Annotated in this window: 22 protein-coding genes; 1 reads left to right on the plus strand and 21 read right to left on the minus strand. The window is 63.9% G+C overall.

Features of this window, described 5'->3' with window-relative positions; all coding sequences use genetic code 11:
• The first annotated feature begins 513 nt into the window (after window positions 1-513).
• The gene (locus DKB74_RS01285) at window positions 514-819 is read left to right on the plus strand and encodes a lipocalin/fatty acid-binding family protein (protein ID WP_109806306.1); all 306 of its coding nucleotides are present in this window, start codon (window positions 514-516) and stop codon (window positions 817-819) included.
• A gap of 81 nt (window positions 820-900) precedes the next feature.
• On the opposite strand, the gene DKB74_RS01290 is transcribed toward DKB74_RS01285, so the two are convergent.
• From DKB74_RS01290 to DKB74_RS01390, 21 genes are all read right to left on the minus strand, one after another.
• The gene (locus tag DKB74_RS01290) at window positions 901-2,322 is read right to left on the minus strand and encodes an aldehyde dehydrogenase family protein (protein WP_109806307.1); all 1,422 of its coding nucleotides are present in this window, start codon (window positions 2,320-2,322) and stop codon (window positions 901-903) included.
• A 34-nt stretch (window positions 2,323-2,356) separates the two neighbouring features.
• Entirely contained in the window at window positions 2,357-3,697 is a 1,341-nt protein-coding gene (locus DKB74_RS01295) for an MFS transporter (protein WP_109806308.1), read from the minus strand.
• On the minus strand, window positions 3,691-4,560 hold the full coding sequence (locus DKB74_RS01300) for an SDR family NAD(P)-dependent oxidoreductase (protein ID WP_109806309.1): 870 nt from the start codon (window positions 4,558-4,560) through the stop codon (window positions 3,691-3,693). Before DKB74_RS01300 ends, DKB74_RS01295 begins: the two co-directional genes overlap by 7 nt.
• Window positions 4,560-5,363, minus strand: coding sequence for an acetoacetate decarboxylase family protein (locus DKB74_RS01305; RefSeq protein WP_109806310.1), 804 nt, complete (start codon window positions 5,361-5,363; stop codon window positions 4,560-4,562). The genes DKB74_RS01300 and DKB74_RS01305 overlap by 1 nt, the downstream gene beginning before the upstream one ends.
• Before the next feature lie 77 nt (window positions 5,364-5,440).
• The gene (locus DKB74_RS01310) at window positions 5,441-6,427 is read right to left on the minus strand and encodes a Rieske 2Fe-2S domain-containing protein (protein ID WP_109806311.1); all 987 of its coding nucleotides are present in this window, start codon (window positions 6,425-6,427) and stop codon (window positions 5,441-5,443) included.
• A 151-nt stretch (window positions 6,428-6,578) separates the two neighbouring features.
• Window positions 6,579-7,484, minus strand: coding sequence for a LysR family transcriptional regulator (locus tag DKB74_RS01315; RefSeq protein WP_109806312.1), 906 nt, complete (start codon window positions 7,482-7,484; stop codon window positions 6,579-6,581).
• Between the two features lie 66 nt (window positions 7,485-7,550).
• Window positions 7,551-8,744: an amidohydrolase family protein gene (locus tag DKB74_RS01320; RefSeq protein ID WP_109806313.1), complete on the minus strand. Its 1,194-nt coding sequence runs from the start codon at window positions 8,742-8,744 to the stop codon at window positions 7,551-7,553.
• A 125-nt stretch (window positions 8,745-8,869) separates the two neighbouring features.
• Window positions 8,870-10,135: an MFS transporter gene (locus DKB74_RS01325; RefSeq protein ID WP_161956767.1), complete on the minus strand. Its 1,266-nt coding sequence runs from the start codon at window positions 10,133-10,135 to the stop codon at window positions 8,870-8,872.
• 19 nt (window positions 10,136-10,154) lie between these two features.
• Window positions 10,155-12,470 (minus strand): TonB-dependent receptor, encoded by a 2,316-nt coding sequence (locus tag DKB74_RS01330; RefSeq protein ID WP_239987324.1) that lies wholly within the window; start codon window positions 12,468-12,470, stop codon window positions 10,155-10,157.
• A 257-nt stretch (window positions 12,471-12,727) separates the two neighbouring features.
• A complete protein-coding gene (locus DKB74_RS01335) occupies window positions 12,728-14,266 on the minus strand; it encodes a FadD3 family acyl-CoA ligase (RefSeq protein ID WP_109806315.1) in 1,539 nt (512 codons plus the stop codon).
• A gap of 1 nt (window position 14,267) precedes the next feature.
• Window positions 14,268-15,470: a thiolase family protein gene (locus DKB74_RS01340; RefSeq protein WP_109806316.1), complete on the minus strand. Its 1,203-nt coding sequence runs from the start codon at window positions 15,468-15,470 to the stop codon at window positions 14,268-14,270.
• A 1-nt stretch (window position 15,471) separates the two neighbouring features.
• A complete protein-coding gene (locus DKB74_RS01345) occupies window positions 15,472-15,936 on the minus strand; it encodes a MaoC family dehydratase (RefSeq protein ID WP_109806317.1) in 465 nt (154 codons plus the stop codon).
• Between the two features lie 2 nt (window positions 15,937-15,938).
• On the minus strand, window positions 15,939-16,715 hold the full coding sequence (locus tag DKB74_RS01350) for an SDR family oxidoreductase (RefSeq protein WP_109806318.1): 777 nt from the start codon (window positions 16,713-16,715) through the stop codon (window positions 15,939-15,941).
• A complete protein-coding gene (locus DKB74_RS01355; RefSeq protein WP_109806319.1) occupies window positions 16,712-17,890 on the minus strand; it encodes an acyl-CoA dehydrogenase family protein in 1,179 nt (392 codons plus the stop codon). Before DKB74_RS01355 ends, DKB74_RS01350 begins: the two co-directional genes overlap by 4 nt.
• Entirely contained in the window at window positions 17,887-18,936 is a 1,050-nt protein-coding gene (locus DKB74_RS01360) for an acyl-CoA dehydrogenase family protein (RefSeq protein ID WP_109806320.1), read from the minus strand. Before DKB74_RS01360 ends, DKB74_RS01355 begins: the two co-directional genes overlap by 4 nt.
• A complete protein-coding gene (locus DKB74_RS01365) occupies window positions 18,936-19,841 on the minus strand; it encodes an SDR family oxidoreductase (protein WP_109806321.1) in 906 nt (301 codons plus the stop codon). The genes DKB74_RS01360 and DKB74_RS01365 overlap by 1 nt, the downstream gene beginning before the upstream one ends.
• Entirely contained in the window at window positions 19,841-20,992 is a 1,152-nt protein-coding gene (locus tag DKB74_RS01370; protein WP_109806322.1) for an acetyl-CoA C-acetyltransferase, read from the minus strand. Before DKB74_RS01370 ends, DKB74_RS01365 begins: the two co-directional genes overlap by 1 nt.
• A gap of 9 nt (window positions 20,993-21,001) precedes the next feature.
• Window positions 21,002-21,934 (minus strand): acyl-CoA dehydrogenase family protein, encoded by a 933-nt coding sequence (locus DKB74_RS01375; protein ID WP_109806323.1) that lies wholly within the window; start codon window positions 21,932-21,934, stop codon window positions 21,002-21,004.
• Complete coding sequence (locus tag DKB74_RS01380; protein WP_109806324.1) at window positions 21,934-23,097, minus strand: acyl-CoA dehydrogenase family protein; 1,164 nt, start codon at window positions 23,095-23,097, stop codon at window positions 21,934-21,936. The genes DKB74_RS01375 and DKB74_RS01380 overlap by 1 nt, the downstream gene beginning before the upstream one ends.
• Window positions 23,097-23,846: an enoyl-CoA hydratase family protein gene (locus tag DKB74_RS01385; protein ID WP_109806325.1), complete on the minus strand. Its 750-nt coding sequence runs from the start codon at window positions 23,844-23,846 to the stop codon at window positions 23,097-23,099. The genes DKB74_RS01380 and DKB74_RS01385 overlap by 1 nt, the downstream gene beginning before the upstream one ends.
• A gap of 3 nt (window positions 23,847-23,849) precedes the next feature.
• Window positions 23,850-24,917, minus strand: coding sequence for an NAD(P)H-dependent flavin oxidoreductase (locus tag DKB74_RS01390; protein ID WP_109806326.1), 1,068 nt, complete (start codon window positions 24,915-24,917; stop codon window positions 23,850-23,852).
• Window positions 24,918-24,919: the final 2 nt, after the last annotated feature.

Here is a 24,919-nt window from a genome sequence, read left to right on the forward strand (position 1 = left end):
CCTTCTCCGAAGATATGATTCGTTTGTCGGCCCCCCGGATGCGCGGCGTATCGCGTGCGTCCGTGCTGGGCCGGCGAAGCTCGTGCACCTTAGCTTGCGACCCATTCCGATAAAGCCGCAGCCTGAGAACGGTTTGGAGCCTCATGTGAACAATCGCATGCCGCTGGGCGCGCCGCTGCCAATAGGGGCCGCGCCGGTTTTCCGCAGAGATGCGTGGTTTTGGTGAGATGGAGAGATGGGTGTTTCGCGTAAAAAATACGAAAATATCGGTGAAATAGCGAATTAATACGACAGGCTTGATAAACATGCGGCCTGTAGCTACGCATTTGTTTGAAGACATCAGGGTCGTTCGCGGCACCACCGCGTTCGCGCCTGCCGATTTGGGGAAGCGGTAGCGACAGTTCCATTTTCGCGGATTTTGTCGCTGAACAGCTACAATAACAGCTTTGGCAGATGCCCGGCACTCCCCGCCGGACGCTGCCGGAAACGCAAATTTTGAGGAAGGAGCAGAGAATGTCTGTTGGCGGAGTTTATGATTGCATCACCAAGACCCCGATGGGCGACCAGAAGGGCACATTGACCGTCAATCCCAGCGATGACGGCACCAGCTTCACCGGGACGATGATCAGCTCGATGGGCAGCACCGATGTCGAGGACGGCAAGATCGACGGCAACACGATCAGCTGGAAGAACAAGATCACGCTGCCGATGCCGATGACGCTCGATTGCGTTGCGACGATCGAAGGCGACAAGCTCGATGGTCATGTGAAGGCGGGCGGCTTCGGCACGATGCCGTTCTCGGGCCAGCGTCAGGGCTGAAACGCCTGACACGCCAAAAGCAAAGGCCGCCGGGTAGCGATACCCGGCGGCCTTTTCGTATCGGCGTATCGCTCGCCGCGCTCAGCCTCCGCCGAAAATCGATTTGACCTCGAGAAATTCCTCCAGGCCATAAACGCCCCATTCGCGGCCATTGCCCGACATCTTGTACCCGCCAAAGGGGGCGGCGACATCGGGGCCGGCATTGTTGACGTGCACCATCCCGGTGCGCAGCCGCCGCGCGATGTCGGTGGCGCTGCCCTGACTCCCCGCCCAGACATAGCCCGACAGGCCATAGTCGCTGTCATTGGCGATCGCGATCGCTTCGTCGATATCGTCATAGGCGATGATCGCCAGTACCGGGCCGAACACTTCCTCGCGCGCGATGGTCATGTCGGGAGTAACGTCGCAAAAGATTGTCGGCGCGACGAAATAGCCGTCGCCCGCTGCGGGCTGTTGCGCATCCGTGATCAGCGTGGCGCCTTCCGCCTGTCCCTTTTCGATCATCGAAAGCACGCGCCGATACTGGGTTTCGTTGGCGATCGGGCCAAGGTCGGGATCGCTTTCGGGCGCGCCGACGCGCAGCGCGGCGGCTGCGCTGCGTGCCAGCGCACTGACTTCGTCCAGCCGGTCGCGCGGTACCAGCAAGCGGGTCGGCGCGTTGCAGCTTTGCCCGCTGTTGCGCATGCATGCCGCGACGCTTTGCGGTATCGCAGTGGCCAGATCGGCGTCCGGCGCGATGATGTTGGCCGATTTGCCGCCCAGTTCGAGCGAGACGCGCTTGACCCGGTCGGCGCCGTTATGCCCGATCGCAATGCCCGCACGCGTCGATCCGGTAAAGGACACCATGTCGACATCGGGATGCGCGGTCAGCGCGTCGCCAATATCCGGCCCGCGACCGTGAACCATGTTGAACACGCCCGGCGGAACCCCTGCTTCGTCGAGGATTTCGGCCAGGATCACGGCGCTGAGCGGCGCCAACTCGCTGGGCTTGAGCACCATCGTACATCCGGCGGCGAGGGCAGGGGCGACCTTGGCCGCAACCTGGTTCATCGGCCAGTTCCACGGCGTGATCAGCACGCATACGCCGATCCCCTCCCGCTGGACGAGTGTCGTGCCGACCTGTTTTTCGAACGCGAAATCGCGCGCGACGCGGATCGTTTCGCCGAAATGCGCCGGCCCCATCGCGGCCTGCAATTGATGCGCGAGCGATTTGGGCGCGCCCATTTCGGTCATGATCGCGTCGCCGATATCGGCCTGACGCTGCATCAGGCCGGCAAGGATGCGCTCCAGCACCGCAATCCGCTCTTCGACCGGCGTGGCCGACCATGCCGGGAACGCCTTCCTTGCCGCAGCGATGGCCCGTTCAGCATCGGACGCCGATCCCAGCGCAATTTTCCCGATCGCCTTGCCGGTCGCGGGATTGACGATGTCCGCCTGGTCGCTGCCATGTGGCTCGCTCCAGCGCCCGTCGATGTAGAAGCGGGTTGCATCGGGATATGTCATGTCCTTCTCCTGAGCCCTGATGAACCGAGCGGGTTCAGTCGGCCAACTGGGCCACTGCCCGTCGATAATGGGGAAGCGCGGCAAGGATCATCAGCGCGATGATCGGCAGCGTCGCCGCGCCGGTGATCGCAATTGAATAGCGCAGCGCCGATTGATCGCCGAAGCCGAAATCGGTGATCGCGGCAATCACGCTGGCGCCAAGACCGGTGCCGACCAGATTGACGATCAGCAGCGCGACGGCAGTCACCTGCCCGCGCAACTGATTGGGCGTCACATCCTGAATTGCGGCGAGCATCACGCCCTGCGAAGCCTGGCCGATCAGCGTGCCGATCGCCATCAGCGTCAGTGCCAGCGTCGCATTGGGCATCAGCGGCGCGGCGACCAGCGGTATGCCCTTGAGCAGCGTTGCAAACAGCACGATCCGCATATTGGCGTCCGCGCTGCCCGCCTGCATCAGCTTGCCCGACAGCCAGCCGCCGGTGAGCGTGCCGACGGTGCCGCAGACCAGCATCACCATGCCATAGCTCAGCCCCACCTGACCCGGCGTCATGCCATAGGTGCGGATCAGGAAGGTGGGAAACCACAATGCCGTACCGATCGCGAGCAGCGCGAGCAGCCCGAGCGATCCGATCAGCGAACCGAACAATACCCAGCGTTCGGCGATATAGGCAAAGGCTTCGCGCAGGCTGACCTGCCGGGCCATGTTCGCGGCGACTTCGCGACGTTCGGGTTCGCGGATCGCCAGCATCAGCGCCGCGATCAGCACGCCCGGCGCGGCGACGCACAGGAACACCATTTGCCATGGCTGGAAATGTCCGAGCCCCGGCAGTGTGACGCCGCCGATCGCGCCGAAATAAGTGAGCAGGCCGCCGCCGATCAGCAGCGCCAGCCCGCCGCCGATCGGATAGCCGATGGCATAGAGGCTGATCGCTAGCGCGCGCCGCCGCCGTTCGAAATAATCGCTGATCAGCGAATAGGCGGTCGGACTGAGCGTCGCTTCACCCACGCCCACGCCGACGCGCGCCAGGAACAGGCCGATGAAGCTGCTGGTGAAGCCGCAGGCTGCGGTCATCACCGACCAGAACAGGATGCCCCAGACGATCAGCACCGAGCGCCTTTTGGTCCGATCGACGAAGCGACCGATCGGAATCGCGGCGATGCTGTAGAAGATCGAGAAGGCAAAGCCCTGAAGCAGGCTCATTTCGAAATCGGAAAGGCCCAGGTCGCGCTGGATCGGCTCGACCATCAGCGTCAATACGCGTGCGTCGATGGCGCTGAACGAATAGCCGACGAACAGGATGATGACGACCAGCCAGCGATAGCCGGTCCATTTGCCGCCCATCGTCGGGGCGGCGTCCACCGAAGGCGTCACCATGCCGATGGCGGGTTCTGGCGGGCCAGGATCTGCTCGGTACGCGCGGCGATCAGCGCATCATTGTCCGCACTTTCGGGAAGCAGCCAGAATTTGCCGGCGCGGATACCCGCGAGCGCGAAAGCGGATACTTCCTCGGGTTCGGTGAGCTTCATCTTGAGGCCGGTGGTCTTCAGCAGATCCTCCATGGTGCGATAGGCGACCTTGGTCTGGCCCTCATGCTCGACATAGTCGGTCGGGCGCACTTCGCCCGAGGCAAGAATGCCGGTGTTTACGGTGTGCGGCCCGGGAAAGAGTATCGCCGCGCGCAGCATGTCGCCTTCGCGCAGCAATTGCTGCTGCAACACTTCGGTGATGCTCGTCACGGCAGCCTTGGTCGCGGCATAGATCGGCGTGTTGGGCAACGAACGCAGACCGCCATTGGTCGAGGAAGTGTTGATCACCACGCCTTGCTCGCCGCCCGCGATCATGCGCGGCACGAATGCCTTGATACCGTGGACGACGCCGAGGATGTTGACGTCTATTCCCCAGCGCCAGTCGCTTGCCGGCAGGTCCCATATCTTGCGCTGCGCTTCGCCCAGACCGACGCCGGCATTGTTGAACAACAGGTGCACCGCACCGAATTCGGCGAAGACGGTATCGGCGCACGCGGTTACCGACGCTTCCTTGGTGACGTCGCAGGTCACTGCGATTACCCGGCCGGTGCCGATCGCGTCGACTTCGCGGCGTACCGATTCAAGCCGCTCGGGGTTGATGTCGACGATCGCGACATGCGCACCCGCAGCGGCGAGATCGGCGCAGAGACATTTCCCCACGCCGCTCGCGCCGCCGGTGACGACTGCGACCTTGCCCGCAAAATCCTGCATCAGGCGGCCACCCGCTCGCCGATGTCGACGCCGACGTTGCGCGGTTCATCGTGCCGGCCGACCCAATGCGGTGCGATCCATTCGCCGGGCACTTTCTGCAGGATGGTGCCGCCGGTGGCGGTGCCGCCTTCGACATATTGCATATCGGTGATCCGGCGGACGGGAATGTCGGCCAGCGGGTCATAGGGCGAATCCGCCAGCGTGATCTTGCCGCCGGTCATTGCGCGGCGCTCGCTATATTTGCGCTGCCAGTTGAGGCGGGTGAGGAACACGTCGCCATCGAATTCGCCCGGCCGGTCGATCGCGGGCATCCCCTTGTAGCAGAACAGATGTTCTTCGAATGTCAGCGGCGCGTCGACTTTGTCGCCGATCGTGCCTTCGATTTCGAAATAGGTGATGCCGTGCCGCGTGCAGGTTGCACGCAAATGATCGCCGTTCCGTTCGAAATGCGTCTCTGCGATCTTCTTGGGTTCCCCGAAGCGTTCGCGACCCGAGGTTACCACTGTTTCGCCTTCCATCGCCATATGGAAGCAATAGGCGCCCGGTGCGCCTTCATAGGTGCAGTTCACGCCCGCCGTCAGCGCACCGATCTCTACTGTATCGGTTTCGGTGACGTGCATCGCAACATGCACCATCTGCAGCCAGATTTCCGGCCGTTCGACCGCGACGAGCGGCCTGGGCAGCAGCGCGTCGATCACTTCGCGGTCGGTCTCATAGGTCGCGCGAATGCCATAGACCGAGTTGCGCAACATGCCCGGTGCACGCGTTTCGACCGGACCCTGGACATAGCGAAGTTTCGACATCGTGACTCTCCCTCAAGCGCAAATGCTGCGCTTCATTCTGTTCTGATTGATGCGCTGCGCCGCGTGCGGCGCGGTAATTATTCGGCGGCTTCCACCAGACGCGTGCCGTCCGGCCCGTCGGCATAGAATTGCTCGAAATATTTGCGGAAGCGCAGGATCGGACCGTCGCCGTCGCACAGATAGGGGCGGGCGAGGTGGATCTTGTTTTGCCAGATCGGAATATCGCCTTCGACGCCCTTCTGGCCGCAGGTATTGGCGATCGCTTCCTGGATGGCGCGCTCCTGCGGCGAGCCGGGTTCGACTTTGGGATGGGTGAAGCAGAAGCGAAGCTCTACGTCATCGGCCTCGACCGGCGTGGCGATGACGAGCAGCGACAATTCGACCACGCCCTTCAGGCGCGTGAATTTCTGTCCCGCGCCATTCTGCACCGTCTGGACCGAATAGGGGAATTGCTTTTCCTCGCCCGACGGCAGTTTGATCGTCCGGTGCCCGCGCGCCGCGCTGTGCCGCTGGACGCCGTCATAGCTGGTTTCGCCTTCGGGCACGGCGTCCATCATATGGACATAGGCGAAATGAGCGACGTCAACGCCGTTTTCGGCGATTTCCTGCGGGTTGCTGGCGAAACGCCATTCATGCTTGGTCGGCTCGGCCCATTCGGGATCGGTGAATTCGGGATACTCGATCACGTCGAACATCGGCGCGATATTGTCGGGATGATACCAGGCCCAGATCACGCCCGATTTTTCCTCGACCGGATAGGCATGGGTCAGCGGCTCGCGCTTGGCGCGCGGCGGGAATGCCTTGGCATAGGGAATGGCGCTGCAGAAACCATCGGGGCGATAGGACCAGGCGTGGAAGGGGCAGCGGATGCTGTCGCCCTCGACCTTGCCGCCATGGCCCAGATGCGCGCCCAGATGCGGGCAATAGGCATCGAGCAGCCCCGCCTCGCCATTTTCGTTGCGGAACAGCACCAGTTCGCGTCCGAAATAATGGACGGGGCGAACATCGCCGACTGCGAGTTCGGCGCTGTAGCCTACCCCGAACCACCCGAAGGGAATCGACATTGGAAAGCGCTCGACCTGGGGCACTGTCTCTCTCCTCGATTATATTTCGCGAACTTCCGCCGCGTTGTGGGAGGAGTGTATCGCCGCGATCCCCCCGCGTAAGTGCCGAATCGTGCACGCTTTGTGCGCAGGCGCGAACAATGCGCCGCGATCAGAAACGCTTGAGCAACTGGGGCGCCATCGCGGGCCTGATCTTGGTCCGGGTGGTCCTGCGGATCAGATAGTCGATAAAGGCACGCGTCGCCGCCGACATGATGCCGGGCGAATATACGACCCAGCACGGCTTGTCGTAAAAGGACCATTCCTCCTCAAGCGCGAGGATGGTTCCATCGACCAGATCCTGGCGGATGACGCTGACCGGCAGGCTGGCGATACCCAGCCCCTTGCGCACCGCACTGCGCAACGCGATCCCGCTGTTGCTGATCCAGCGCGGCGTCACTTTTACCGTAACGTTTTCGTTGAACGTCATCGTTCCGCTGCGATCGGTAAGGCACTCGCGTCCCGTCAGCGCGGCACTGTCCGCCGGCCAGCCATGTTTGGCGACATAAGCAGGCGAGGCGCACAGGCAGTAGGACAGATAGCCGAACATGCGCGCGCGCAGATTGGAATCGGTGAGCGTGCCATAGCGGATGACGATGTCGAACTGTTCCTGAGCGACATCGCTTTCATCGAGATAGGCGATGGGCTCGACGACGATCGCGGGGTGTTCGTCGCTGAATTCGGCGAGAAGCCGCGACATGAAATCCGAACCGAACGTGTCGCTGAGGCCGATCCGCAACCGGCCGACCGGATCGGTACGATAGCGCCCGATCCGTTTTTCGAGATCGCCCAGCCGCTTGTGCAACTCGGCGCATTCCTTGTGAAAACTCTGCCCTGCGCTGGTCAGCGAAAGCCGCCGCGTGGTGCGGGTGAGCAATTGCACGCCGAGCCGCTCTTCCAGCTCCTGAACGGTTTTGCTCACATAGGATTTGGAAACACTCAGTTCCTCGCCCGCGGCCGTAAAGCTTCCATGCTCCACGACCGCGAGGAATTCTTCGATTCCGCGCCAGCTTGACATTCAGACCACCTCTCCGGCGGCGATGCTAGCAACGGTCCGCGCGAATGCAAAAAGGTTCGACGCGTGTTATTCGGCTGCCTGTTTCAGAAACAGGTCGCGCTTGGGGCCGATCTTGTTCGCGATCTTCCACAGCGCGTCCTGATCGACGTCATAGACGTCGAGCGCATTGGTGCCGAGCATCTTCTGGATATCGTCGTCGGGCAGCCCGCCCAGGCTGACGGTCATTTTCTCGAGCGTGCTCGGCCAGGTGCCCTCCGGATGCGGATAATCGGTCCCCCACAGGATGCGGTCGATCCCGATTTCATAATAGGACTGGGTGGTTTCCTCATCGGGCAGCGCCGAGCATCCGACCCAGACATTGCGTGCGAAATATTCCGACGGCTTCATGCTCATATTGGCATAATAATCGCCGAGCTTGCCGCTGGTGTGCTTGGCCGATGCGCGGATATCCATCAGCTGAAGGATCCAGGGGAACCAGAATTCGCCGCCCGCTTCGGTGAAGCAGACCTTGAGCTCGGGATATTCCTCGAACACACCGCCAAAGGTCATGCCCCATAGCGGGCGCGTCATCCAGAAGGCGAATTCGCACAGATAGGTGCCGATCCAGCCCGGCTGGGTCGTGTCATATCCTGGCGATGCGCCCGAATGGAAATGCAGCGGAAGCCGCATTTCCTGAAGCATCGCCCAGATGCGGTGATATTTGGTGTGGTTATAGAGGTCGTAATCCCCCGAAAAGGCCGGGAAAAATACGCCCTTCAGCCCGTTCTCGGCTGCCCAGAGAATTTCCTTCTCGGTCTCGTCGAGATCATAGAGGGCGGGAATGACGGCCAGGCCGATGCGGCGATGCGGATCATCCTGACAGAATTCGGCGAGCCAGCGATTATGCGCGCGCGCACCCGCCCATTGCAGCTCGGCGCGCTCCGGCGACGGCTTGAGGCCGATGTCTGCGCCAAAGGGCGGCGCGTTGCGTTCGGTGATGCCGTCGGGAAACAGCACTTCGGCAGCGACGCCGTCGCCATCGAGCACGCGGTTGCGGATCGTGCCGTCCCATGCGCCTTCCAGGCCGTCGCCGACCTTGGCGCGCCATTTGGTATTGAAATCGTCGATCAGGAAACGCTTCTCATGTTCCTCGCGCGCCTTGATCTCCAGATGCACCACTTCGTCGAAACGCGCGTGATAGCGGGATTCGAGATAGCTGCGATATCGTTCGGGCGGCAGTCCGACATGCCCGTCCGAAGAGATGACGAGATAGCGGTCCATGATCCTTCTCCGTAGCTTGAACGCTTGTTCCGGCATTGCCTGCACCGGGGTGCGCGGCTGCCGGTATTTCGCCGACCGGAATGCGACTCCTGCGCCATGCGAAAAAGCAGCCTTCCGGCAACGCTCTATCGCTTCATGTGAACAATGCGGGTGCGCGAACCGGCGCGCATCGCTTCGCGCAGCAGCAGATATGCGCCGAGAAGTGCGGCGATCGCGAAGGGGGCAGGGGCCCAGAGCTGATATGCCGCGGCGGCGATGATCGGCGGCAGGGTGATCGATGCTCCGGCGATCAGCGTGACGGCGGATGCGATCGCGACCTGATGCTCGCTTTCGCCGCCCAGCGACGCCGCGGCGCTGAAGCCGGGACGCGAAAGGCCATAGCCGAAGCTGGCGATGACGAAGCCGATGACGGCGGCGATCTGCGCATCGCTGGCGATCGGTGTCAGATTGCCGATCAGCGCGCATGCCACGCCGGCGGTCATCATCGTCGCGGGCGTCAGCGCCAGCCAGCGCACCAGTCCCCATTGCGCGATCAGCGCCGCCACCGCGCCGCCGGTCATCGTAACGCCGACCATCGCCTGCGCCGCCATCGGGTCGCCGGGCGTGCGATCGATCACGACGAAGCCGATCGTATAGAGATTGATTGCCTGGGCCGAACAGAGCAGCAGCCCGAAGGTAAGGTGCCGCCCGATCGCCGCTTCGCGCCAGACCTCGATCATCGAATAGCTGCGCCGGTTCGGATCTGTCGATGCTGCAAATCCGCCCTCCTTCGCTTCACGCGGCAGGAAGACGAAGCTGGCGGCAAAGGTCACGAGTCCGATCAGCGCAAAGCCGAGCATCGGCCCGATGGGGCCGACCGGGTCGAAGATCAGCAGCGGCGCGATTGCCGGGCCGATGATCGTCCCCAGGCTGAGCGCGCCGGCAAGCGTCGTCAGCGTGCGGGTACGCTCTGCGCCTTCGGTCCGCAGCGCGATGAGCGCCTGCGTCGCCGTCGCCGCAGCAGATCCGAGCAGGCCATAGACCGAGCGCAGTACGAAAAAGAGAAGGAAGGTCGCGAAAGGCGCGAGCCAGCCGATCAGCCCCAGTTCGACCGAAAGCGCGCAGCCGCCCATCGACAGGATGAAACCGATCAGCCCGGCGCGGACGAATCGATTGGCACCGTGCCGATGGACATGCGCGACCCAGAAGGGGGAACTGACCGCCCAGGTGAGTGCCGAAAGCGAAAAGATGCTCGCGACCAGATAGTCGGGAATGTGCAGCGTCCGCCCGATCGCCGGCATGATCGAGACGAGCCCGACATTGCCGATCGCAGTCAGGAACGTAACCGCTCCCAGAAAGGGGACGACCCATTGCGACAACCGATCGTGCCGCGCCGGGCCGTCCTGTGTCATGCGTTCTGCCCTATTTCGATCAGAAACGAATACGTACTTCGCCGCCCATGCTGCGCGGATCGCCATATTGGCTCAGCGTCAGCACGGTCAGGTTGATGGCGTTGGCGAGATAGGATTCGTCGGTAAGGTTCTTGCCCCACACCGCCACTTCCAGCGACGTGCCGTTGCCGAGCGCGATGTCGGTCAGCGCGATCCGCGCATCGAGCAGACCATAGGCTTTGAGCTTCGAAGCCGGGTCGGCGGTGATCCGCGTGAACTGGCTGTCGCGCCAGCTATAGTTGACGCTGGTGTTGAGCATCGCGAAGCCGATATCCAGCCGATGCACTGCTCCGACCTGGAAATTCCACTTGGGAACCAGCGGAACGACATAGCTGTCGGTCACGTCGGTGCCGTCGGGCAGGAAGAAATCGGTGTAGCGCGCATCGACATAGCCGCCGCCGAAATTGATCGTGAAATTGTCGACCGGGCGGACCGCGCCTTCGATTTCAAAGCCGGTGAACTGCGCTTCGCCTGCGTTGATGATGTTGGTCGTCACCAGCGAAGGCACGAAGACGCCTGCCTGAAAATCCTTGTAGATCGAATGATAGACTGCGGCGTTGATACGGACTGCCTGATCGAAACCGGCGAATTTCATGCCGAGTTCGAACGAGGTCAGCTTTTCGGGATCATAGGGCGTCAGGAACGCGGCATTGGTCGATGCGGTATCGTTGATGCCGCCGCTCTTGAAGCCGGTTGCGACGCGTCCATAGACCGAAAAATCGCGGTCGAATTTATAGAGGATGTTGAATTCGGGATTGAAGCTCGTCCAGACGCCCGAATTGCCCAGCGGGATAAGGTCGGACGGACCGATCCCGCCCGCGCCCGGACGTGCGCCGGCCGGCGGCTGGCCGCTGCGGGTGACGGGCGTGCCGTCCGCCTCGCGGACGAAGACGCCGGAAGTATCCGAAGCCGGATCGGTGGCATAGGCCGAGTTGGCGAGCAGCAATTCGACCGCATGCTTTTCCTCGCGGGTGTAGCGGCCGCCGACCGACACCGTCAGACGTTCGTCGAGTGCGGACGGTGTCCAGGAAAGCTGGCCATATCCGGCATAGCTGTTGGAATCGCCGGAACGGTTGCTGACGTCGTAACTGGCGTTGCCGCCGAACTGAAAGTTCCAGCGCGGATTATAGACGTCGTAATTATCGTCCAGATAAAAGGCGCCGACGGTGAATTTGAAATCGCCGACCGTGCCGATCGCCTGCAATTCCTGCGTGAACTGCTCATAATCGTTGCGCAGCATGAACCGCAGCAGATCGAGCGGCGTGCCGTCGAAGTCGCTCGCTGAATCCGTGAACGCGGTGCGGCGTGCGGTGATCGATTTGAGCACCAGATCGCCCAGACCCGGCTCCCATTCGAGGGTGAGCGAATGTCCCGTGGTGCGGAAATTGCTGCGCAGCGCGCTTTGCGCACCGATGCCGCGCGGCCGTTCGGTGACGATATAGGGCCCGATCAGCCCGTTGACGAACGCCAGCGAACCGGTCGAGGACGCCACCAGCATCGACGGCGTGCCCTTGCTGTCGGTAATGTCATAGGCATAGCGCGCGCTGAAGCTGTTCGAGGGACGCCACAGGATATCGGCGCGAGCGGCCCACATGTCCTGCTGGCCGAAATTCTCGCCGGTCGCGCTGTTGTGATAATAGCCGCCATTCTGTTTGGTGACGACGCCGAAGCTGGTGCTGAACCCGGCGACTTCGGGCAGATCGACTGCCAGTCGGCCGGTAAACTGATCGAAGCTGCCGCCGCTCAGCATCATCTTGCCGCGGAACGTGCCGCTCGGCTCGCGCGTGATGAGATTGACCGCGCCGCCGATCGTGTTCTTGCCGTACAGCGTGCCCTGCGGCCCGCGCAGCACTTCGACTCGTTCCAGATCGACCAGATCGAACGCCGCGCCGGTCGATTTTCCGATCGGAACGCCATCGACATACAGGCCCACCGGCTGGTCGCGCGCGAGGCTGGTATCGGCGGACGGCGAAAGGCCGCGAATGGTAATCAGCGGGGCATAGGTGTTGCCGATCGTCTGATTGATCTGGAGGTTCGGCACGACCGTCGCGATGTCCGAAACATTGCCGACACCCGCGCGCTCGAGCGCAGCTTCGCCGACGGCGGAAACCGACACCGGCACATCGACCAGCCTCTGTTCGCGGCGCTGCGCGGTGACGACGATTTCGTTGCCGTTTTCGATCGCATGATCCTGAGATTCCTCGTTTTCCGAGGCAGTCTGAGCCATTGCGCCGATCGGGCACAGCGCGGAACCCAACAGGGCCGCGACCACGAGAGACTTTGAAAAGTCCTTCATATTCCCCTCCTCAATTTATGGGCATTTTTGCCTGCGGCGAACTCTTGTCGGTTCGCTCGTTCGTGCCACGATAGCGGCCAGACCCTTGCGATTAAGCCTGCGGCGGTGGCCACACTGTTCGCTGGTGTGGCGAATAGGCGCGCTGGGCCGAAAATGGCGCAAAACCGCCGTTTCGCGACCCGCGCAGGGCGCCAGCTGGACCGAATATGGGAAATAGGGCGGCAACATGCCGCGCTGGGGCTCGCGCATCGGCCCGCTCAGGCTTTGGTCAGCAGGTTCTTCATCACCTTGCCCGATGCGTTGACGGGCAGGGATTCGACGAATTCGACGAAACGCGGAACCTTGTAATTCGCCATGTTGTCGCGCGCCCAGGCAAGGATGTCGCCATCGTTCGCATCGCTTCCGGCACGACGAACGACAAAGGCCTTGCCGACTTCGCCCATGCGCGCGTCGGGCACGCCGATCACCGCGGCCTGCGCGATGGCCGGGCAGGGCGAAAGCAACCGCTCGACTTCGGCGGGATAGACATTGAATCCGCCAGAGATGAACATGTCCTTCTTGCGATCGGTGATGCGCAGATAGCCTGCGGAATCGAGCGTGCCGACATCGCCGGTGTGCAGCCAGCCATCGGCGTCGATCGCTTCGGCGGTGGCTTCGGGATCGTCGAGATATTCGCGCATGACGCCATAGCCGCGAACCAGGATTTCGCCCGCTTCGCCGGTGGGCAGCATGCTGCCGCTATCGTCGACGACGCGCACTTCGAGGCCCGGCAATGCCTTGCCGCAGCTTTCGGCGATCAGTTCGGCATCGTCGCCGCGGCGACAGGACGTGATCGTCCCGCATTCGGTCATGCCATAGGCAGTGACGGTATCGACCAGCCCGAGCTCGCTGCGCATGCGGCGGATCAGATCGGGCGGAACGGTCGCGGCACCGGTCGCTGCGCCGCGCAGCGAACTTGTGTCGAAATCCCGCTGCGCCTTTGCTTCGAGCAATGCATGATAGATGGTCGGCGGACCGGGCAGGAAGTTGATGCGGTCGCGCTCGATCATCTCAGCGATGCGGGGGACGTCGAACGTCGCGACCGGCAGGATCGTCGCTCCGGCGATCAGCGCCGCGACCCAACCCGCCTTGTACCCGAAGCTGTGGAAGAAGGGATTGACGATCAGATAGCGCTCGCCTTCCTCCAGCCCCATGGTTTCCGACCATGCGGCGAACAGTCGAACCACGCGGTCATGCGTGGAAACGACGCCCTTGGGCGCGCCGGTCGTGCCGCTGGTGAACAGGATGTCGCTGACGGTGTCGGGCGTGACCAGAGCCATCGCGGCGTCGATCGCCGGGTCGTTGCTGCCATTGCCTTCGGCGAGAAATCCGTCCCAGTCGCGATCGAACGTCACGATGCGACGCAGATCAGGCAGGTCTTCCTCGGCAAGCATCGCGGGGTAATCGGTGCCCAGAAAATCGCCGACGGTCAGCAGCATTGCCGCGCCCGTGCGGCGCAGAAGCTCGCCTGTCTCACGCCCCTTGAGCCGCGTATTCAGCGGGACGATAGCCGCGCCGCAGGTCATGGCGCCGACGGCTCCGGCAATCCATTCGCGCCGGTTGGGCGCCCAGATCGCCACCCGATCGCCCGCACCGATTCCCGCGCGCAGCATTGCCGAGGCCGCCGCGCGGCATGCGTCGCGCAGCTGCGCAAAGCTCCACTGCTCGCCGCCCTCGATCACTGCGGGAGCATCGCCCCGCGCGGCAGCGGCGGCCTCCACCAGATGCGGAATGGTCAGCGGGAGCGGATCGAGCATATCAGACGATTTCGAACAGGCCGGCCGCACCCATGCCGCCGGCGATGCACATCGATACCACGACATGGCGCACACCGCGCCGCTTTCCTTCGATCAGCGCATGGCCGACGAGACGGCTGCCCGTCATGCCGAAGGGGTGGCCGAGCGCGATGGCGCCGCCATTGACGTTGAGCTTTTCGGGATCGATGCCGAGCTTGCGCTGGCAATAGAGTGCCTGGCTGGCAAAGGCTTCGTTGATTTCGAACAGGCCGATATCGCCGATCGTCAGCCCCGCTCGGGCAAGCAGCTTGGGGATGGCGAAGACCGGGCCGATGCCCATTTCGTCGGGTTCGCAACCCGCAACCTGAAACCCGCGATAAATGCCCAGGATCGGCAGCCCTTCGGCGCGGGCGGTCGCGGCATCCATCACGATCTGCGCAGAGGCGCCATCGGACAATTGCGAGGCGTTGCCGGCGGTGATGTGCCTGCCTTCCTTCACCACCATCCCGTCGCGAAACACCGGCTTGAGCGCGCCCAGTTTTTCGGCAGTCGTGCCTGCGCGGATGCCTTCGTCGGCGGTCAGCGTCACTGTTTCGGAGCCGAGATCATTGCCTTCCTTGTCGAACAATTTCTTGTCGACCGTGATCGGCGCAATCTCTTGCTCGAAACGTCCTGCGGCAAGCGCATCGGCGGCGCGCTGCTGGCTCAATGCCGAAAACGCGTCCTGATCCTCGCGCGAAATGTCATAGCGATCGGCGACGATTTCGGCGGTCTCGATCATCGCCATATAGGCATAGGGATCGTTCGCGATCACTGCCTGCGACCGGTTGCGATAGGTCGGCTGGTGCTTGCCGATCGTAAGCGAGATCGATTCGACGCCGCCCGCCACCGCGACATCGACCTCGTCGACCATGATCGATCGCGCCGCCAGCGCGATGGCGTTGAGGCCCGAGGAGCATTTGCGATCGAGCGTGAAGCCGGCGACGCTGTTGGGCAGCTTCGACGCATGCACCGTCAACCGGCCGAGATTATAGCTTTGCGTGTTCCAGTGATTGCCGCAGCCGAGATACACATCGTCGACGCGCGCGGGATCGATCCCGCTGCGATCGAGCACGGCATCGACGACATGCGCCGACAGGGCGGGGGCCTCGGTATCGTTGAACGCCCCGCGATAGGCCTTGCCGATGGCGGTGCGGGCAGTGGCGACGATGGCTGCTTCGCGCATCTTATTGCTCCGGAAAATAGCGACTGATGGTGTCGACGATGCAGGCGGGCTTTTCGCCGCCCTCGATTTCGATGGTGACGCGGACGGTCGACTGGATCGCGCCGCGAATATCCTCGACCGCGACGATTTCGCCCGTGGCGCGAATGCGCGACCCGACCGGGACCGGGGCAAGGAAGCGCAGCCGGTCCGCGCCGACATTCACGGCATGGGCAAAGCCGCGAACCTCGATCAGCTGCGGCAGGAAGTGATTGACCAGGCTGAGGGTCAGATAGCCATGGACGATGGTGCCGCCGAACGGACTGTCCTTGGCGCGTGCGACATCGACATGGATCCACTGGTGATCGCCGGTGACATCGGCAAAGCCGTTCACCCGGTTCTGATCGACCAGCATCCAGTCCGACGGTCCCAGGCTGGTGCCTTCGCTGCCGATCAGCGCGGCAGGCGTTTCGAAGAGGCGCGGTTCCATATTCAGGCTCGCTGGCTCGAAACCGACAGGACTTCGCCGGTCATGTAACTGGACAGATCGGAGGCGAGGAAGAGCATCACATTGGCGACTTCCCATACCTCGGCAGGGCGGCCGAACGCTTCGCGTTGCGACAATTCGGCGAGCAGTTCGTCGGTCGTCACCTTGGCGAGAAAGGCATGCATCGCGATCGACGGCGCGACGGCGTTGATCCGCACGCCATGTTCGGCGGCCTCGACTGCGCTGCATCGGGTAAAGGCCATGACGCCCGCCTTCGCCGCAGCATAATGCGCCTGCCCCTTTTGTGCGCGCCAGCCGAGCACCGAGGCATTGTTGACGATCGCACCCGATTTGCGCGCATACATGGCGGGCAGGAAAGCGCGGGTCATGCGGAACACGCTGTTCAGCGTGACGTCGAGCACGCGGCTCCACTGATCGTCGGTCATGTCGACCACCGGCACCTCGCCGCCAAGGCCGGCATTGTTGATCAGCACATCGACATGGCCGAGCTTTTCGATTGCCGCAGCGTGGAGCGCATCGACCTGATCCTGCTGCGTGACATCGCAGATACAGGTTTCCGGGCGGGTTCCGGTTTCGGTGGCGATCCGGTCGGCGGCTTCGCCAAGGCGGCGTTCGTGGAAATCGCTGATCAGCACGCGTGCGCCTTCCTCGGCGGCGCGTTTGGCGACGGCGAAGCCGATGCCGGTTCCGGCTGCCGCCGTCACGACGACGGTGCGATCCTTCAAAAGATTGCGCGGTTCGGGATAGACGGGCGGGCTCATGCGGCTCCTCTCGGTTCGCGGGGCAGCCCAAGGCCGCGCTCGGCGATGATGTTGCGCTGAATCTGGTTGGTGCCGCCGTAGATCGTGTCGGCGCGGGAATAGAGAAACAGATTGGCGAGCATCGGGAAATGATAGCCCTCGGCATCACTCACTTCGCCGGCCTGACCAAGTACGTCCATCGCCAGTTCGCCAAGGTCCCGGCGCCAGGTCGCCCACTGGATCTTGTAGGTGAGCGCCGCGCCGTCGATCGCCGACCGGTCGGCATTGGACAGCATCCGCAGCGCGCCATAGCGCATCAGCCGCAACCCGATTTCGGCGCGGGCAATGCGCTGACGCAGTATGGGGTCGCGCGACGCTCCGTTCGCCCGCGCCGCAGCGATCACGGCGTCGAGTTCGTTGCGAAACTGCATCTGTTGCGCGAGCGTCGAAACGCCGCGTTCGAACGACAGCAACGCCATCGCCACGCGCCACCCGTCGCCGGGCGCACCCAGGATATCGCTCGCGTCGCAGACCGCATCGTCGAAAAAGGTCTCGTTGAACTCGGCCTCGCCATTGATCTGTTCGATCGGGCGGATCGAAACGCCCGGCTGATCGATCGGGACCATCAGGAAGCTTAGGCCGTTACGCCCCACCGATCCCGGCTCGGTGCGCGCGATGACGAAGATCCAGTCGGAAAATTGCGCCAGGCTGGTCCAGATCTTCTGGCCGTTCATCACCCATTGATCGTCGCGCAGTTCGGCGCGCATCTGGACCGCGGCGAGATCGGATCCGGCACCGGGCTCGGAAAAGCCCTGGCACCAGATCGCATCGCCCGAAGCGATGCCCGGCAGATAGCGCGCCTTTTGTTCGTCGCTGCCAAAGGCGAGGATGGTCGGCCCGGCCAGTTCCACTCCGACATGGTTGAGGCGATTGGGTGCCCCGGCACGGGCATATTCCTCGGCAAAGATCACTTGCTGGACGATGCTGGCATCGCGGCCACCCCAACGCTCCGGCCAGCCGATGCACGACCAGCGATGTGCGGCGAGCTGGCGCTCCCAATCGCGGCGGCGTTCGGGCTTTTCGGTCAGGCCGGTCAGGCCGCGGATATCGGCGAACGCGCCTTGCATCTGGCCGTTCAGCCAGTCGGCACATTCGGCGCGAAACGCCTCTTCCTCGGGCGAAAAACCCAGCTTCATGCCGCCCGGTCCAATATCCGCGTGGCGATCGCTTCGCGGTGGAAATCGCCAGTGCCGAGCAGGGTCTGGATCGATCGCGCCCGCTTGAAGAAGAGATGCGCGTCATGCTCCCAGGTGAAGCCGATCCCGCCATGCAGCTGGATCATGTCGGCGGCGGTGCGGAAGAACGCGTCGGCGCAAAAGCTCTTGGCGGCGGGGAGGGCGATCTCCGCCTCGGCGCTGCCGGAATCGATCGCGCATGCGGCCCAATAGACTGCCGATCGCGCCTGCTCGATTTCTACCGTCCGGTCGGCCAGCCGATGCTTATAGGCCTGAAACGAACCGATCGGGCGCCCGAACTGCTTACGCTCGAGTGCGAAATCGACTGTGCGGTCGCGTGCCGCCTGGGCGCCGCCCAGCGCCTCGGCGGCGAGACAGAGCAGGCCCGTCGCCATGGCGGCGCGCGCGGCCTGCGCCCCGAGCGGAACTGCCTGCGCATTGTCGAAGCCGACTTCCGCCAGCGGACGGGTCTGGTCCATCGTGGTGCGGCGCGTCACGCGCACGCCCGGCGCATCGGCGGGCACCAGCCACGCTTCGCCGCGACACAGGAGCAGCAGGGAGTCCGCAATCGCGCCATGCGCCACCAGGATAGCATCGCCCGACAGCCGCCCGTCGCCGCTGATCGTGATGGTCTCGTCCGCTGCGGCAGCGGCGATTGCTTCGCCCGAAATCAGCGCGGCCAATCGTTCGTCGCCGTAGGCTGTATCGCTTTCCACAAGCGCGGCGATGGTCATTGCCCCACCGAGCAGCGGCAGTGCCGCGACCTGGCTGCCCGCGGCTTCGGCAACGCAGGCGAACTCGATCATGCCCAGGCCCACGCCACCGCGCTCTTCCGGTACGAAAACGCCCGCGAAACCAAGCTCCTGGCAGAAGGCGGTCCAGAGCGCGCGATCGATTCCCGCATCCGCCATCGCAGCGCGCGTGCGCGCACTCGTCGCCTGTTCCGCGAAAAATGCCTGCGCGGTATCGGCGATCATCCGCTGTTCGTCGGAAAGCGCGAAGTCCATCAGGCGGTGCCCCACACCTTACGCGGCGGCACGCGTTCGGCGAGCAGCTTCGCGACGGCATCGCCGACATCGGCGGGGTCCCAGCGCGCGCCCTTGTCGACCGTCGGGCCTTCGCGCCAGCCATCCTCGATCATGATCTTGCCGCCTTCCAGTTCGAAGACGCAGCCAGTGACATGCGCGCTTTGGGCGCTGCCCAGCCAGACGACTGCAGGCGCGATATTCGCCGGGTCCATCGCGTCGAACGCCTGATCGGACGTCGCCATTTTGTCGGCAAATGCCTGTTCGGTCATTCGCGTGCGGGCCGACGGGGCGAGCGCATTGGCGGTGATGCCATAGCGGCCAAGCTCCGCCGCCTGCACCAGCGTGAGCGCGGCGATACCGCCCTTTGCCGTCGAATAGGCGGCCTGCGCGATCGATCCCTGCAGCCCGGCGCCCGATGTGGTATTGATGATCCGCGCATCGACCGGTTTTCCAGCCTTTTGCTGGGAACGCCAATAGTCGACTGCGTGGCGCGACACGCAGAAATGGCCGCGCAAATGGACATGCATCGTCGCGTCCCATTCGTCGAGCGTCGCCGATACGAACATCCGGTCGCGCACGATCCCGGCATTGTTGACCACGACATGCAGATCGCCGAACGCCGCGATGGCTGCATCGACGATGCGCTTTGCCGCGTCCCAGTCGGTGATGTCCTCATAATTGGCGATCGCCTGTCCGCCCGCCGCGCGGATTTCCTCGACCACGCCGTCGGCCGCGCTGGTATCGCGCCCTTCGCCGCCCAGCGACGTGCCGATATCATTGACCACCACATTGGCACCTTCGGCGGCGAAGGCGAGCGCATAGGCCCGGCCAAGACCGCGCGCCGCGCCGGTGATGATGACGGTGCGATTGTCGCAGATACCCATTACAGCCTCTCGATGATGGTGACGTTGGCCTGACCGCCGCCTTCGCACATCGTCTGCAGGCCATAGCGTCCACCGGTGCGTTCGAGCGCACCGAGCAAGGTGGTCATCAACCGCGCCCCGGTGCCGCCCAGCGGATGACCGAGCGCGATCGCGCCACCCTGAACATTGACCTTTTCATGTGGGATGCCGAGTTCCTGCATCCAGGCGAGCGGGACCGACGCAAAGGCTTCGTTGCATTCGAACAGGTCGATATCGTCGATCGTCATCCCCGCCTTTTCGAGCGCGTGGCGCGTCGCGGGGATCGGCGCGGTCAGCATCCAGACCGGATCGTCGGCGCGAACCGAAAGATGGTGGACCCGTGCGCGCGGCGTCAGGCCATGTTCCTTGAGCGCGCGTTCGGAAACGACGAGCATCGCGGCGGCACCGTCGCAATTCTGGCTGGCGACGCCGGCGGTGATGCGTCCGCCTTCCTCGACCGGTTTCAGCGTGGCAAGCGCTTCCAGCGTCGTGCCCGGACGGATGGTTTCGTCGCGCTCCAGTCCGGCAAGGGGAGCGACTTCGCGATCGAACCAGCCATTATCCCATGCCGTCTGTGCGCGCCGGTGGCTTTCCAGCGAAAAGGCTTCCATCGCCTCGCGCGAAATGCCCCATTTTTCGGCGATCATTTCCGCCGACCGGATCTGATTGACCGCGCCGTTGCCATAGCGATCGATCCAGCCGGTCGAACCGGTGAACGGATCGGCAAAGCCATAAGGCTGACCCGCCATCATCGCCGCCATGATCGGAATCGCGTTCATCGCCTGGCTGCCGCCGGCGACAACAATGTCCTGCGTGCCGCTCATCACGCCCTGCGCCGCGAAATGCAGCGCCTGTTGCGAAGAACCGCATTGGCGATCGATGGTGGTGCCGGGGACATGTTCGGCAAGTCCGGCGACCAGCCATGCGGTGCGGCCGATGTCGCCCGCTTGCGGCCCGATGGTATCGCAGCAACCCCAGACGACGTCGTCCACGGCGCCGCTGTCGATGCCGGTGCGTTCGATCAGCGCGCGGATCGGGTGCGCGGCGAGATCGGCGGGATGCACGCCCGCCAGCGACCCCTTTTTGCGGCCGATGGGCGACCGTAGTGCGTCAACGATATAGGCTTCCGGCATATTGCCCCCTCAAGCGAAACTATGTTCGGGCCCGATCGGGAGCGTGCCGCCGACAACGGCGTCCTCGATCCGGCGATAATGGAATGCGCGATCGCCCCATGCGCCGGAGAGCGCCCAGACGCGCTTCATCCAGAAATGGAGATCGACTTCATAGGTATAGCCCATCGCGCCATGGACCTGGATCGCGGTTTCGGCAGTGGCGATGGCGGCGTCGGTCGCGGCTAGCTTGGCATGGCTGACATGCACCGATGCGCTTGCGCGCCGGTTGTGCAGCGCTTCGGCAGCGCGCCAGACCACCGGCATGGCGAATTCGATTGCGACGGCGCAATCGGCAAGCTGGTGCTTTACCGCCTGAAACCCGCCGATCGGCTGGCCGAACTGGCGGCGGACCTTGGCATATTCGGTCGCCTGATCGAGCATCGCTTCGGCCAGACCGATCATCTGCGCCGCGCTCATCAATGCGGCGAGGTCGAGCAGCAACGGGTCGTCGGTCGCATCCGCAGGCGCGGTGACCAGTCGCCGCAACGGATCGACGCTTTCCAGCGCTTCGCCATCGCCGTCGGCGACCCATGGATTGATGCTGTGCGGCAGCGAAACGCGCCGTTCCCCGGCGGCGATCCGGGCCAGTTCGTCGGTCTCGCCCTTTGCGGCGAGCCACGGCACCGCGACAAAGGCGGTGTCGACCAAGGGTTCGGCAAGGCATATGCGGCCGCATTCGCGTGCGATCGCAGCCGCTTCGACCAGCCCCATGCCGAGCCCGCCCTGTTCTTCGGGCACCAGAAGCCCGGTCAGGCCCATGCCGACAAGCCCGTCCCAGATGGCGGGATCGCGGGCATCGCCGGCGTCCAGCTTGCGCAGCATTTCGGGCCCGTGCGTATCGACGAGGAAGTCGCGCACGCTTTCGGCCAGCAGCTGTTGATCGACGGAAAGATTGCAGTCCATCAGCCGGCTCCCTGTCGCGGCAGGCCGAGCAGGCGTTCGGCAGTGATGTTGCGCTGAATCTCGTTCGATCCGGCATAGATCGGTCCGGACAGAGAGAAGATATAGCCTTCGAGCCAGTCGTTCGGCTGGCCGTTCAGCAAGGTCCGCAACTCGGCCTGCGCGCCCAGCAATTGCATCGCGGTGCGGTGCATCGACCGGTCGAGCTGCGACCAGAAAATCTTGTTGAGGCTCGCTTCGGCGCCGATGCGCCCGCCCGCCATGATCTTCGCCGCTACCGAATAGGTATTATAGGCATAGGCCTGAGCCGCGCCCCATGCCTGCACCACCGCTTCGCGTGCGGCGGGGGAGGCGCGATCGCCGAGCTGGCGATAGAGTTCGACCAGCCGGCGCGCCGTCGCCTGAAACCGGCCCGGCGAACGCAGCATCAGCCCGCGTTCGAATCCGGCGGTGGCCATTGCGATCTTCCACCCTTCGCCTTCGCCGCCCAGCCGGTTTTCGACCGGCACGCGCACTTCGTCGAAGAACAGCTCGGCAAAGCCCGGATGGCCGTGCAGCTGGCGGATCGGCCGCCGCGTAATGCCCGGACTGTTGAGATCGAACAGGATGAAGGTCAGGCCGTTGTGGCGCGAGGATTCGGGGTCGGTGCGGAAAATGCCGAAGCCCCAATCGGCAAAGGCCGCGCGGCTCGACCAGGTTTTCTGCCCCTCGAGCACATAATGATCGCCTTCGCGCCGGGCCTTGCTGGCGATCGCGGCAAGGTCGCTGCCGGCATTGGGCTCCGACCATGCCTGTGCCCAGATGACTTCGCCCTGCGCCATCGGCGTCAGAAAACGCGCCTTCTGCTCCTCGGTGCCATATTCCATGATGGTGGGGCCGAGCAGGAAGATCCCGTTCTGATTGGCGCGAAGCGGCGCGCCCGCACCCCAATATTCCTCTTCGAAAATCAGCCATTCGATCAGATCGAGCCCGCGTCCGCCGAACCGTTCGGGCCAGGTCACCATGCCCCAATTGCCGCTCGCCAGCGTGCGCTCCCAGCCGACATGCTGGTCATAGCCTTCGCGGCATTCGAGCGTGATCAGCGGATCGGCGGGGACATGCGCCGCGAGCCATTCGCGAACTTCCGCGCGGAAGGCCTGTTGCCGTTCGGTATATTCGAGCTGCATCAGAATTTGGCCGCCTTGCCGCTTTCGACGAAGGCATCGCGGCTCTTTTGCGAATCCTCGTGCATGTACATTTCGAGCGTGAAGCCTTGTTCCCAGCGATAGCCGCGATCGACATCGCGCGGTTCGAGGCCGTTCAGCGCCTCCTTGGCGATGGTCAGCGCCTTGCGGCTCTTCGATGCGATCACGCCGCAAAAGGCGCGGGCTTCGCTTTCCAGATCGGCGCGCGGAACGACTTTCTCGATCGCGCCCAGCCGCCAGGCTTCCTCGGCAGGGATGTTGCCGCCAGTGAAAAAGGCCGCGCGCACCTTATGCAGCGGCAGCATGCGCGACAGGTGGCTGGCGCCGCCCATTGCGCCGCGATCGACCTCGGGCAGCGAGAAATAGGCGTCGTCTGCGGCGATGATCGTGTCGCTGGCGCCGCAAATGCCGATGCCGCCGCCGATCACGAATTTGTGCACGGCGGTGACCACCGGCACTTCGGCATCGCGGACTGCCTTGAACGTCAGATAGTTGCCGCGATTGAGCATTGTGATCCGCTCGGGATGCGCCTGCATCTCCTTGATATCGACGCCGCCGCAAAAGCCGCGTCCCTCCGCCCGGATCAGCACGCAATGGACGTCGGGATTGCGTGCCGCGTCGGTGATGATCGCGGGCAGCGACAGCCATGTCTTGCTGTCGAATGCATTGACCGGTGGCACGTCGAACACGATTTCGGCGATGCGATCGGCGATGGTGCAAGTGATCGGCATGGGTCAGTTCCCTCGCGTCAGTGCGGCGATCCGCGCGCGCGCTTCGGTTTCGATCGAGGCGATCAGCGCGGCACAACCCGGCAGGTCATCGAGCCGCCCGGCGACAAGGCCCGTCGCCATCAGCCCATTTTCCGCGTCGCCCGAAACAACCGCACGCTGGATCATCATCGGAGCGGCGGCCGCCAGCATCGCCTGTGCAAGCGGCATGTCGCCATGCGCGGTCATGTTGCGCGCGGCGGCAAGCGTTTCGCCCCAGCTCATGCCGGTCTGGCGCTTCATTTCCAGCCCCGCTTCGATGGCGCGGCGCCACATGGCGAGCTTGCCCGATTTCTCGATCCGACCGAGCAGCGGGTTGCGGATCATGCGTTGCGGCAGGCCATCGACCTTGGTCGAAACGATGATGTCGCCGGTACCTGCCCTGGCATAGGCGGCCTTGGGCGCGGCGGGGACGGGGCTCTCCGCCGTCATCAGGAAACGCGTGCCCATCGCGATACCGACTGCACCATAGGCAAGCGCCGCCGCCAGCCCGCGACCATCGGCGAAACCGCCCGCAGCCACCACCGGCACATCGACGGCGTCGAGCACCTGCGGCAGGAGTATGGTGGTCGCGACGCTGCCGGTATGGCCGCCGCCTTCGCCGCCCTGAACCGTCACCATTTCGCAGCCGAGCTGGACCATCTTTTGCGCATGCTTCACGGCGCCGACCGTGGGGATGCACAGGATGCCCGCATCGTTGAAACGTCCAATCATTCCGGCGTCGGGACCGCGCCCGAAACTGACCGCCCCGACGCGGTCGGCATGTTCGAGGATGATCTCGACAATCTGTGCCGCGCCCGGCTGAAAACTGTGGAAATTGACGCCGAACCGATAGGGGGTGAGGTCGCGCAGCCGCGCAATTGCTTCGCGCAGCTCGCCGGGCTGCATCACTGCACCGGCCAGAAAACCGAATGCGCCGGCATTGCTGGTCGCAGCGACGAGTTCGGGCGTGGCGATCCAGCCCATCGCCGTCTGGATGATGGGCAGGCGACAGCCAAGCCGCTCGGTCAGTCTGGTCGAAAGCGGATCGGACACGG

Source organism: Stakelama portus (assembly GCF_003171655.1).
Taxonomy (GTDB): Bacteria; Pseudomonadota; Alphaproteobacteria; order Sphingomonadales; family Sphingomonadaceae; genus Sphingomonas; species Sphingomonas portus.

Bases quoted from the DNA above. Each gene is read 5' to 3' on its own strand.
- DKB74_RS01285 (WP_109806306.1), top strand. From the start codon at position 514: ATGTCTGTTGGCGGAGTTTATGATTGCATCACCAAGACCCCGATGGGC.
- DKB74_RS01290 (WP_109806307.1), bottom strand. From the start codon at position 2,322: ATGACATATCCCGATGCAACCCGCTTCTACATCGACGGGCGCTGGAGC.
- DKB74_RS01295 (WP_109806308.1), bottom strand. From the start codon at position 3,697: ATGGTGACGCCTTCGGTGGACGCCGCCCCGACGATGGGCGGCAAATGG.
- DKB74_RS01300 (WP_109806309.1), bottom strand. From the start codon at position 4,560: ATGCAGGATTTTGCGGGCAAGGTCGCAGTCGTCACCGGCGGCGCGAGC.
- DKB74_RS01305 (WP_109806310.1), bottom strand. From the start codon at position 5,363: ATGTCGAAACTTCGCTATGTCCAGGGTCCGGTCGAAACGCGTGCACCG.
- DKB74_RS01310 (WP_109806311.1), bottom strand. From the start codon at position 6,427: ATGTCGATTCCCTTCGGGTGGTTCGGGGTAGGCTACAGCGCCGAACTC.
- DKB74_RS01315 (WP_109806312.1), bottom strand. From the start codon at position 7,484: ATGTCAAGCTGGCGCGGAATCGAAGAATTCCTCGCGGTCGTGGAGCAT.
- DKB74_RS01320 (WP_109806313.1), bottom strand. From the start codon at position 8,744: ATGGACCGCTATCTCGTCATCTCTTCGGACGGGCATGTCGGACTGCCG.
- DKB74_RS01325 (WP_161956767.1), bottom strand. From the start codon at position 10,135: ATGACACAGGACGGCCCGGCGCGGCACGATCGGTTGTCGCAATGGGTC.
- DKB74_RS01330 (WP_239987324.1), bottom strand. From the start codon at position 12,470: ATGAAGGACTTTTCAAAGTCTCTCGTGGTCGCGGCCCTGTTGGGTTCC.
- DKB74_RS01335 (WP_109806315.1), bottom strand. From the start codon at position 14,266: ATGCTCGATCCGCTCCCGCTGACCATTCCGCATCTGGTGGAGGCCGCC.
- DKB74_RS01340 (WP_109806316.1), bottom strand. From the start codon at position 15,470: ATGCGCGAAGCAGCCATCGTCGCCACTGCCCGCACCGCCATCGGCAAG.
- DKB74_RS01345 (WP_109806317.1), bottom strand. From the start codon at position 15,936: ATGGAACCGCGCCTCTTCGAAACGCCTGCCGCGCTGATCGGCAGCGAA.
- DKB74_RS01350 (WP_109806318.1), bottom strand. From the start codon at position 16,715: ATGAGCCCGCCCGTCTATCCCGAACCGCGCAATCTTTTGAAGGATCGC.
- DKB74_RS01355 (WP_109806319.1), bottom strand. From the start codon at position 17,890: ATGAAGCTGGGTTTTTCGCCCGAGGAAGAGGCGTTTCGCGCCGAATGT.
- DKB74_RS01360 (WP_109806320.1), bottom strand. From the start codon at position 18,936: ATGGACTTCGCGCTTTCCGACGAACAGCGGATGATCGCCGATACCGCG.
- DKB74_RS01365 (WP_109806321.1), bottom strand. From the start codon at position 19,841: ATGGGTATCTGCGACAATCGCACCGTCATCATCACCGGCGCGGCGCGC.
- DKB74_RS01370 (WP_109806322.1), bottom strand. From the start codon at position 20,992: ATGCCGGAAGCCTATATCGTTGACGCACTACGGTCGCCCATCGGCCGC.
- DKB74_RS01375 (WP_109806323.1), bottom strand. From the start codon at position 21,934: ATGGACTGCAATCTTTCCGTCGATCAACAGCTGCTGGCCGAAAGCGTG.
- DKB74_RS01380 (WP_109806324.1), bottom strand. From the start codon at position 23,097: ATGCAGCTCGAATATACCGAACGGCAACAGGCCTTCCGCGCGGAAGTT.
- DKB74_RS01385 (WP_109806325.1), bottom strand. From the start codon at position 23,846: ATGCCGATCACTTGCACCATCGCCGATCGCATCGCCGAAATCGTGTTC.